Genomic DNA, 10,470 nt, shown 5'->3' on the forward strand with positions numbered 1-10,470 from the left:
ACGGAGACACCCCAAGAATCCTATTCAATCAGCAGCGCAAGCCCATATGCGATTCCCCTGCCCTGAAGAGGAGGGGGCTTTGGCCGCTTACTCCCCCTCCTCTTCAGAGGAGGGGGTCGGGGGGTGGTGGAAATACAGCACCCACGCCGGCAAACATTCTCAATTTGCAATGTTGCGGGGAATCGCCGGGTGTGACGGTGCTTGTCGCACAACTGTCACGCACCGTGCCTAGCGGGGCGGCAAGCGCAACGGGAATGGCCCGGCGCCCATGGGGTTTCTCACGATGCGATTCTTTCGGTCTGCGGCCGCGCTGGCGGCTGCCTGCCTGGCCGTGCCCGCAGCGCATGCGGCGCATGATGCCGATCCGGCGCCGCAGTGGCTTTCGCCCGATGCCTTCGCGCCCGATCATGCCTTTGCCCCGCCGCCCGCACCCGGCTCGCTGGAGGAACGGCTCGATCTCGATCGCCTGCGCGCGCTGATCGCCGCCACCCCGGCGGCCCGGCGCGAACAGGCCGATTGGGACGGCAAGCACGAGGATCCCTCGATCTTCAACGCTGCCATGGGCCGCGATCTGGCAACGATGCCGCACACCATGGCGCTGCTCACGCTGGTGCAGCAGGATGTGGAGCGGGTGGTGGCCATCGCCAAGCATCACTTCCGCCGCGCCCGCCCGTTCATGGTCGATCCCGCGCTGCCCCATTGCGGCAAGGGCGAACAGGCGCTGAAAGCCTATCCCAGCGGCCATGCCGCCTTTGCCTGGAGCGCGGCCTGGACTCTGGCGGCACTGGCGCCGGACCACGCCGCCGCCGTGATGGCACGTGCGCAGGACTATGGCCTGAGCCGCGAGATCTGCGGCGTGCACTATCCCAGCGACGTGGAAGCCAGCCACGGCATGGCCACCGCCGCCGCGCAGGCGCTGCTGACCGATCCGCGCCTTGCCAGCCAGGTTGCCGCCGCGCGTGCCGAATGGGCCAGGCCCTGATCCCGACCTGCTTTTCCCTTTCCCTTTGCCGACCCGACAAGGAACCACAATGACCAAGCACACCCTGCGCGCCGCCCTGCTGGCGGCCTCCAGCCTGCTGGCCACGGCCGCTCACGCCGCCGAACCGGCGCCTGCTGCCGAAGCCGCCGCTGCTGCCTCCGATCCGCAATCGACCACCGCCAACCAGGCCGGCCAGGCCAACGATGCGCAATCGCTGACCTCGTCCGACATCATCGTTACGGGCAGCCGCGCCGCGCAAGTGGCGCCGATCACCGCCTCGCTTACCACCACGCAGCCGCAGGCCGCCGTCAGCCGCGAATTCATCGACAACGCCAATGCCGCGTCTGATTTCAACCAGTTGATCGCCCTGACCCCCAGCGTGAGCATCTCGGGCAGCAACAACGGCACCGGCTTCACCGAAACCAAGGCGACGATCCGCGGCTTCCAGGATGGCGATTACAACGTCACCTATGACTCGATCCCGTTTGCCGACACCAACAACCCGACGCACCATTCCACCGCGTTCTTCCCCACCACCACGATCGAAACCGTGGTGGTCGATCGCGGGCCGGGCAACGCCAGCCAGTTGGGCCAAGCGACCTATGGCGGCAACATCAACATGTATTCGCGCGCCGCGAGCGACCAGATGGGAGGCCAGGTGCAGGGCCTGCTCGGCAACTGGAACACGTTCATCGGCCGCGCCGAATTCCAGAGCGGCCGGATCGACAAGCTGGGCGGTGCCAAGTTCGTGCTGGCCGGGCAGTTCCTGCGCTCCGACGGCGCGCTGACCTTCTCGCCGGTCAATTCCAAGAACCTGTTCGCCAAGGCGGTGATCCCGCTCGGCAGCGCCCACACCCTCACGCTGATGAGCACGTGGAACCGCAACTTCTACTATCAGTCGGACTCGATGAAGGGTGCCACCTGCGGCACCGGGGGCACCGCGCTGGCCGCCGGCACGCAATTGACCGCCGACAACTGCACCGCCAAGTCGCAAATCGGCATGTATGGCCTGAATTATGGCCTGGGCAACGATCCGACCAAGCAGGACTACTGGAAGTACAACCGCACCGACAAGACCACCGACTTCTCGTACATCCGCCTGCAGAGCAAGCTGGCGCCGGGCCTGTCGATGGACAACCGCGCCTATATGTATGGCTATACCAACAACACGCTGTCGGGCACGACCGGCACCGTGGTGACCGGATTCAGCGGCGCTGGCACGAGTGCCTCGCCCTACAAGACCGTGACCGCACCGGGCGACGTGCTGGGCTATTACAAGCTCAACAAGTATCGCGTGTTCGGCTATATCGGCCAGCTCAACTATGATTTCTCGCTGGGCAAGATCCGCGTCGGCGGCTGGTATGAATATGCCGACACCGATCGCACCAACCAGGATCTCGACCGCACCACCGGCCTGCCGTCCTACAACGAAAAGTTCGCGCCGGTCACGGCGACGGCAACCTTGCCGAGCATCGCGCTCGCCAACATCAACTACCTGCAATATTCGCGCTGGAACCAGTACCAGCTCTTTGCCGAGTTCGAGTTCCACCCGATCGAGGCGCTGGCGATTACCCCGGGCGTGAAATACGTCCACTTCAACCGCGCCATCAGCGGGCCGGTCAACCAGAAGAGCCGCACGCCGATCGACACGGCCGCCACCTGGACCAAGACGCTGCCGTTTGCCACGATCAACTGGCAGGTGATGAACAACTGGTCGTTCTATGGCCAGTATGCGCAGGGCATGTATGTGCCCGATCTGTCGAGCTTCTACACGGCTAGCGGCACGGCCAACGATCAGGCGGTGCAGCAGCAGAACCTGTCCAAGCTGCAACCGCAGACCTCCACCAACTACCAGGTCGGCACGGTGTGGCACGGTGACCACGTGTCGGTCGACGTGGATGGCTATATCATCGACGTGAACAACAAGATCGCCGCCGACACCTCGACCGGCGCGCCGTCCAACGCGCTCGTGAACATCGGCCAGGTCCGCTACAAGGGCGTGGAAGGGCAGGTGAGCGTGATGCCTGTGACCGGGCTGACGCTGTTCGCCAACGGGTCCTACAACTATGCCCATTCGGTGCAGACCGGGGCGCAGATCGCCAAGGCGCCGTTTTCCACGGCTGCCGTGGGCCTGTTCTACAACCACAACGGCACGCGCTTCTCGTTCAGCCAGAAGTTCACCGGGCCGCAATACGCCACCGAGGCAACCGCTGGCGCCACCGGCCCGCGCAGCTATCGCATCGCGCCCTACAGCGTCGGCGAATTGGCGGTGAGCCAGATGATAGCCAACCGCTTCCGCATCGGCGCGACCGTGTCCAACGTGTTCAACAACCGCGCGATCACCTCGATCGCCAACGGCAAGACCTATGGCGTGGACGACCAGTTCCAGTTCCTGGCGCCGCGTTCGTTCATGGTGGATGCGCGGATCACGTTCTGATCGCATCCGATGTTGCGCAATGGTAACTTTGCCGCACGTCACCTGCGGGGTAGGGTGTAGCGCGAGGTTTCACACCACCCCCCGACCCCCTCCTCTGAAGAGGAGGGGGAGGAGGCCGCCAAATGCCCCCTCCTCTTCAGAGGAGGGGGTTGGGGGTGGTGGATACCCACACAAACATACAAGGGCACATGAGCCCACGGGGACACAGTGAGCGGGCGCAGATTCCAACCCTTGGCGATGGCAGGCCTGCTTGCCGCCTGCGCGCCCGTGCCGCCCGCGCCGATCGACCTGCCCACCCGTGTGCAAGCCCGCGTGGCCAGTCCGCTCGATCTGGGCAAGGCGCGCCAGATCGCCGCCAGCATTGCGCCGGGCGCACGACCGGAAGCTTCAGGCCTTGACCGTCTGACGCTGTTCGCCGCGATCCTGGCGCAGGATCCGCAAGTGGCCCAGGCGCGGGCGGCGCTCGCGTCGGCGAGGGCCGATGCCCGCGCGGCGCGCAAGGTGGCGGCGCCCACTTTCACCCTGTCGAGCGAATATGCCAACGATCCTTCCACCACGTCGCCGTGGTTGCTTGGGGCGGGGGCCAATCTGCCGCTGGACATCGGCGGGCGGCGTGGCGCGCGGTTGGCGCGGGCAGACCTTGGCATCCTGACCGCGCGGCAGGATCTGGCCGAAGTGGTCTGGGCCGATCGCGTGGCGCTCCATCGCGGGCTGATCGACGCCATGGCCGGGGCGGAGCAGGCGCGTCTGGGCGAAACGATCGTGGCCTTGCGCGATCGGCAACTGGCAGTGCTGGAACAGCGCGCGCGGGCGGGCGAGATCGCGTCGCTCGACCTCTATCCCTATCGCGCGGCGCGGGCGGCGGCAGCCCGCGCGCTCAGCGATGCACGGGCGCGGGCGCAGGGCGGGCGGGCCGCCGTGGCCGGCGTGCTGGGCGTGCCGGTCAGCGCTCTGGCCGATCAAACGCTGACCTGGCCCGATTTTGCCGCGCCCAGTCCCACGCCTCCGGCCATATCACCGGCAGAGCGTGCCCGCGCCATCGCCGCGCGCGCCGATGTGCTGCGCGCCATTGCCGCCTATGACCAGGCCGAGGCCGACTTGCGCGGCCAAGTCGCGCAGCGCATGCCGGCGCTCAGCCTGGGGCCGGGCTACACCTGGGAACGCGGGCTGGTGAAACTACCCTTCGCGCTCAACCTGTCGTTGCCATCATGGGATGGCAACCGCGCCGCGATTGTGGCGGCAGAAACCCATCGCGCGCAGGCCGGCGCTGCCTTGGAGACCACCCTGGCCGCAGCGCAAGCGGCCATCGAAGCGGCCCAGACCGAGCGCACCGCCGCTGCCGCCGCCTTGGCCCGCGTCCGCAGCGAGGAACTGCCCGCCACCACGCGCGCCGCCACGCAGGCGCAAGTGCAGTTCAAGCTCGGCGCGATTGGCGAGGTGGATCGCACCGCCGCGCAGATTGCCGCCGCCGAAGCGCAACTGGCGCAAATCGATGCCCTGGTGCGCCTGCGCAGCGCCGACCTCGCCCTGGAAGACGCGCTGCGGCGCCCGCTGGATGGACCCGAAACCGTGATCGACCCGAAACTGGTGCAGCCATGGCTGTGATGCGCTGGCCCGCGATGGCCGCCCTGCTGCTGGCCGGGGGCGCGCTGGGCGCCGTGATCCACGCCGGCTATGCCCGCCTGGCCGCGCCCGATGCCGACGATGCCGCGCCAGCCGCCGCCGCGCCGGCGCAGGACAACGGCGGACTGGTCGTGGACGCGGCGACCCAGGCGCGCGCCGGACTTGCCGTGGCCGCGCTTGCCCCTGCCAGCCAGAGCGAAGGCACCACCGGCTATGCCCGCGCGCTCGATCCCGGTCCGCTGGCGGCAATCGGCGCGGAAATCGAAAGCGCGCGGGCCGCAGCGCAAGCGTCCGCGCGCGAGGCAGCACGGCTGGCCGCGCTGGCCGGCGCCGACGCGGGCGCCGCGCAACGCGAAGTGGAAAGCGCGCGGGCCCAGGCAAGGGCCGACGCCGCCCGGCTCGATCTGGCATGCCAGCGCGTGACGTTCGAATATGGCGCGGGCCTCGCCCGGCGCGGCTGCGGCGCGGTGGAAACCCTGGCTCGGCAGGCTGCGCAAGGCCAGGTGGCGATCCTGCGCCTCGATTTCCCCGGCGGAGCGCCACAGGCCGGTGCCGTGGTCCAGCTCGATCTCGCCCCCGGCACCGCGCAAGTGCGCGTGCTCGGCCCGGCGGCCGCAGGCGACAGCCAGTTGCAGAGCGGCGGCGTTCTGGCGCTGCTGACCGGCCCGCAGGCGCCGCGCCTGGGAGTGGGGCGCATCCTGGCCGCGTCATTTGCCGGGATGGGGCCTGTGCGCGCGGGCGTGATGGTGCCGCGCAGCGCCATCGTGCGGGCCGACGCCGGCCTGTTTGTGTGGCGCGCCGGACCCGCCAACCGCTTCGAGCGCGTGCCGCTGGAAGACGGGCGCGCCGACGCCGCCGGCTGGTTCGTGCCGGTCGGCCGCCTGCATCCCGGTGACCGCGTGGTCGTGGCCGGCGCCGGCACGCTGCTCGGGCTCGATCACGCCGCACCGGCACCGGCCGACGGCGGAGACGATTGATGCTCTCGGCTCTGGTCCGGCAATCGCTACGCCATCCCTGGCTCATCCTGCTTGGCGCCGTGGTGCTGCTCGCGCTGGGGGTGCAGACCCTGCGCAGCGCGGCCTATGACGTGTTTCCCGAGTTCGTGCCGCCCCAGGCGAGCGTGCAGACCGAAGCACCCGGCCTTTCCCCGCAACAGGTGGAAATGCTCGTCACCCGCCCGCTGGAGGCGGTGATCAACGGCGCCAATGGCGTGGAGACGGTGCGCTCGCAGTCGATCCAGGGCCTGTCGGTGATCGACATCACGTTCCGCGAAGGCAACGATGCCTATCGCGCGCGGCAGCAGGTGTCGGAAGCGCTGGCCGAAGCGATCAGCCGCCTGCCGCCCGGCGTCGATACCCCGCGCCTGACGCCGCTGGTTTCCTCCACCATGGACCTGCTCAAGATCGGACTGGTGTCGCAGCGCCTTTCGCCCATGCAACTGCGCGATCTGGCGGAATGGACGATCAAGCCGCGCCTGCTGGCCGTGCCCGGCGTGGCCCGGGCCAACGTCTTTGGCGGGGAACAGCGCCGCATCGAAGTGCGCGCCGATCCCGCCCGCCTGCTCGCGCGGGGCCTGACTTTTGCCGACCTTGGCCAGGCGGTGAGCGCGGCCGTCAACGTCAACGGCGGCGGCTTTGCCGATACGCCCAACCAGCGCATCCTGGTCGATCCCGGCCCCAGCGCCACCACCGCCGCGCAGATCGGCGCCGCCGTGCTGGCCACCGGGCCAGGCGGCACGGTGCGCGTGGGGGACGTGGCGCAAGTGGCCGACGCACCCGCGCCGCCGGTGGGCGATGCCCTGATCATGGGCAAGCCCGGCGTGCTGCTCACGCTATCGAGCCAGTATGGCGCCAACACGCTCGACACCACCCGCGCGCTGGAGCGGGCGATCGACGACCTCGCCCCGGCGCTGCGCGCGCAAGGGGTGACGCTCTATCCCGCGCTGCATCGCCCGGCCAATTTCGTCGAAGTGGCACTCAGCGGCATTACCGGTGACCTGGCGATCGGCGCAGTCATGGTGCTGGTGGTGCTGTTGGTCTTCCTGCGCGACGTGCGCGTGGTGATGATCGCCTTCGTCTCGATCCCGCTCTCGCTGCTCGCCGCGCTGATCGTGCTCGACCGCACCGGGCAGACGATCAACACGATGACGCTGGGCGGTCTTGCCGTGGCGCTGGGCGTGGTGATCGACGATGCCATCGTCGATATCGAGAACATCGTGCGCCGCCTGCGCGGGGTGACCGACACCGATGATCGCCGCGCGATCATTGCCGCCGCCTCGATCGAAGTGCGCGCGCCGGTGGTTCACGCCACGTTCGTGCTGGCGCTGACGATGCTGCCGGTGATCCTGCTCACCGGGCTGCAAGGCGCGTTCTTCGCGCCGCTCGGTCTCTCGTTCCTGCTGGCGACGCTGGCCTCGCTGGTGGTGGCACTGTCGGTCACCCCGGCGCTGGCGCTGATGCTGCTGCGGGAGCGCACGCCGGTGGCCGAGCCGGCCTTGCTCGAACGCTTCAAGGACTGGCACGAAGGGCTGACGCGGCGGCTCTGCGCGCGGCCGGGGCTGGCGGCCGGCGCCATCGCGGTGCTCGGCGCGCTGGCGCTGCTCGGCACGCTGTCGTTCGGCAGCGAATTGCTGCCCACGTTCCGCGAGCGGCACTATGTGCTCCAGGTCTCCGGCCCGCCGGGCGCTTCGCTGGAATGGATGCGCGCCACCGGGGTACAGCTATCGCGCCGCCTGCTGGCCATTCCCGAAGTGCTGAGTGTGGAAGAGCAGATCGGCCGGGCCGAGGCCGGGGAAGACACCTGGCCGCCCAGCCGAGGCGAATTCCACTTGCGCCTCAAGTCCGTGGGCGGTCGCGGGGAGGACGCAGCCCTGGCCGAAATCCGCGCCGCGCTGGCCGCGACCCCGGCCTTGCAGGGTGAAGTGACCACGTTCCTGGGCGACCGCATCAGCGAGAGCCTTTCGGGCGAGACCGCCGCCATCGCCATCAGCATCCAGGGCGCCGATCTCGACACGCTCGATCGCACCGGCGCCACCATCGCCGCCGCGCTGCGCGCCACGCCCGGCGCCACCGACGTGGCGATGAAAGCCGCGCCAGGCACGCCGATGCTCGGCGTTACGCTCGATCCCGCGCGCATGGCGCTGCACGGGGTGACCGCCGCCGATGCTGGAGACGCCATCCGCGCCACCTTCGCGGGACAGACGGTGGGCCAGGTCGTGCTGGCCGATCGCGCGATCGACGTGGCGGTCACCCTGCCGCCAGACTTGCGCCGCGATCCCGAAGCGCTCGGCAACACGCTGGTACGCGCTTCGGCAGGCGGCGCCAGTGGCGGGGCCGTGCGCCTGGCTGATATCGCCACGATCTCTCCGGGCGAAGCGCGCGCGTTGATCGCGCACGAAGGCGGGCTGCGGCGCCAGGTGGTGACGGCCAATGTCACGCCCGGCCATGCCGTGGCCGATGTGGTGCGCGCGGCCCAGGCGCGGATTGCCCGCGATGTGCGCCTGCCGCCCGGCGTTTTCCTGTCATGGGCGGGCACGGCCGAGGGCGCGGCAGCGGCGCAGCGGCAATTGCTGGCCCATGTCGCGCTGGCCGGCGTGGCGATGGTCGCCCTGCTGGTGCTGGCCTTTGGCGGGGTACGCCCGGCCTTGCTGATCCTGGCGGGAATGCCGCCGGCCATGGCGGGCGGCGTGCTGGCCGTGGCGCTGGCGGGCGGCACGGTGTCACTCGGCGCGCTGGTCGGCTTCATTGCCCTGTTCGGCATTTCCGCGCGCAACGCCATCCTGCTGGTGGCGCATGTCGATCAACTGGTGCTGGGGGAAGGGCGCCCATGGACGCTCGACACCCTGCTCGAAGCCACGCGCGAGCGCGTCACGCCGATCCTGCTCACGGCCTTGGTCACCGCCTTTGCCCTGCTGCCGGTGGCGATCGAGACCGGGCAGGCGGGGCGCGAGATCCAGGGGCCGATGGCCATGGTGATCCTGGGCGGTCTCGCCTCCTCGCTGCTGCTCACCCTGCTGCTGCTGCCCGCCCTCGTCTGGCGCTGGCGCTTCAGTGCGGAAAAACCAGCGCCGAAGGCTGGCTGAAGCGCAGGGCCTGGACCCGCTCGCCGACCTTGCCGGTCTGCGGATCGCGACGAAACACCGCGATGGTATCGCTGCCCTGGTTGGCGATCAGCACGAAACGCCCATCGGGCGCAAACGCGAATTCGCGCGGCTGCACGCCTTCCACCGCGCGGCGATCGACCAGGCGCAAGCTGCCGTCTGCCGGATCGATGGCAAAGCTGACCAGCACGTTGTCCGCGCCGCGGTCGGTCACGGCCAGAAAGCGGCCATCGGGCGAAACGTGCAGCGCGGCCGCGCCCACCGCGCCGGCAAAGCCGGCGGGCGCCAGCGGCAGCACCTGGCGCAGTTTCAGGTGGCCTTCCGCATAGTCCAGCACGGCAACCGAGCCGGTCATTTCGAGAGTGAGATAGGCCTGCCTGCCGCTGGGCGAAAACACCAGGTGGCGTGGGCCGGAACCGGGCGGCAGCGCCACGAAGGGCTGGTCCGCCACTGCTGTCAGTGGCAGCTCGGGCCGCGCCGGATCATAGCGATAGGCATAGATGCGATCGGCACCCAGGTCTTGGGCGAAGACGAAACGGCCATCGGGCGAAGACACCACCGAATGGACATGCGGCGCCATCTGGCGATCGCGGTTGACCTCGCTGGCGCGGTGGGTCTTGACCTGCGTGACCGGCGCCAGGCGCCCGTCGGACAGCACGGGCGCCACCGCCAGAGTTCCACCCGGATCGCTCGCGCCGGAATAGTTGGCGATGAACAGATAGCGGCCATCGCGGCTGACGCTGGCATGCGTCGGATCGGCACCCAGCGCGTTGATGCGGTTCAGGAACGCGATGCGCCCAGTGCGCGGATCAAGCCGATAGGCCGAGGCACGCCCCACCGGATCGGCCTGACCCTCGCTGTTCTCGTTCACGGCATAAAGGTGGTGGCGATCGGGCGAAAGCGCCAGCCATGAAGGATTGATCGCGGCCACCACCTGCTGCGGCCGCGCCGTGATCTGGCCGGTGCGGCTGTCGAAATCATAGACCGCAATGCCCTGGCCACCCTTGCCGGTGTAGCCGCCCACGAGCAGAGGCTCCGCCTGGACCACCACCGGAACGAGCAGGGCGGCAGCGGCACTGGCTGCCAATGTCCGCGCCAAAACCTTGAAGCCCATGCGTTCTTTGCCTCTTTTCCCAAGATCGGTGGAATATGCGGACTGGCCGTAAAGGCCGGTGCGGTCAAGGTCTTGCACCGAACCTCACGCTATAAATATTTGTGATCGTGCGATTTTTGACAAAAACCGGTTCCCACTTTTTGTCATCGCACTCTAGCACTACTTTGGCAGAAGTGTGATTTTTGGGATTCCCAAGGCGTAAAATCGCTGATTCA

6 protein-coding genes are annotated in these 10,470 nt (G+C 68.8%); 5 read left to right on the top strand and 1 reads right to left on the bottom strand.

Features of this window, described 5'->3' with window-relative positions:
• Nucleotides 1–283: 283 nt before the first annotated feature.
• From IE191_RS20650 to IE191_RS20670, 5 genes are all read left to right on the top strand, one after another.
• The gene (locus IE191_RS20650) at nt 284–982 is read left to right on the top strand and encodes a phosphatase PAP2 family protein (RefSeq protein ID WP_191326323.1); all 699 of its coding nucleotides are present in this window, start codon (nt 284–286) and stop codon (nt 980–982) included.
• A 49-nt stretch (nt 983–1,031) separates the two neighbouring features.
• Nucleotides 1,032–3,419 (top strand): TonB-dependent receptor, encoded by a 2,388-nt coding sequence (locus tag IE191_RS20655; protein WP_191326324.1) that lies wholly within the window; start codon nt 1,032–1,034, stop codon nt 3,417–3,419.
• 237 nt (nt 3,420–3,656) lie between these two features.
• On the top strand, nt 3,657–5,024 hold the full coding sequence (locus IE191_RS20660; RefSeq protein WP_191326325.1) for a TolC family protein: 1,368 nt from the start codon (nt 3,657–3,659) through the stop codon (nt 5,022–5,024).
• A complete protein-coding gene (locus IE191_RS20665; RefSeq protein WP_229815738.1) occupies nt 5,015–6,019 on the top strand; it encodes an efflux RND transporter periplasmic adaptor subunit in 1,005 nt (334 codons plus the stop codon). The genes IE191_RS20660 and IE191_RS20665 overlap by 10 nt, the downstream gene beginning before the upstream one ends.
• The gene (locus IE191_RS20670; RefSeq protein ID WP_191326326.1) at nt 6,019–9,123 is read left to right on the top strand and encodes an efflux RND transporter permease subunit; all 3,105 of its coding nucleotides are present in this window, start codon (nt 6,019–6,021) and stop codon (nt 9,121–9,123) included. Before IE191_RS20665 ends, IE191_RS20670 begins: the two co-directional genes overlap by 1 nt.
• Here the strand turns inward: IE191_RS20670 and IE191_RS20675 are convergent.
• Nucleotides 9,089–10,255, bottom strand: a complete 1,167-nt coding sequence (locus IE191_RS20675) for a lactonase family protein (RefSeq protein ID WP_191326327.1) — start codon at nt 10,253–10,255, stop codon at nt 9,089–9,091. The two genes, IE191_RS20670 and IE191_RS20675, sit on opposite strands and share 35 nt — an antisense overlap.
• Between the last annotated feature and the right edge of the window lie 215 nt (nt 10,256–10,470).

Origin of the sequence: Novosphingobium pokkalii (genome assembly GCF_014652855.1) — a bacterium.
Classification (GTDB): Bacteria; Pseudomonadota; Alphaproteobacteria; order Sphingomonadales; family Sphingomonadaceae; genus Novosphingobium; species Novosphingobium pokkalii.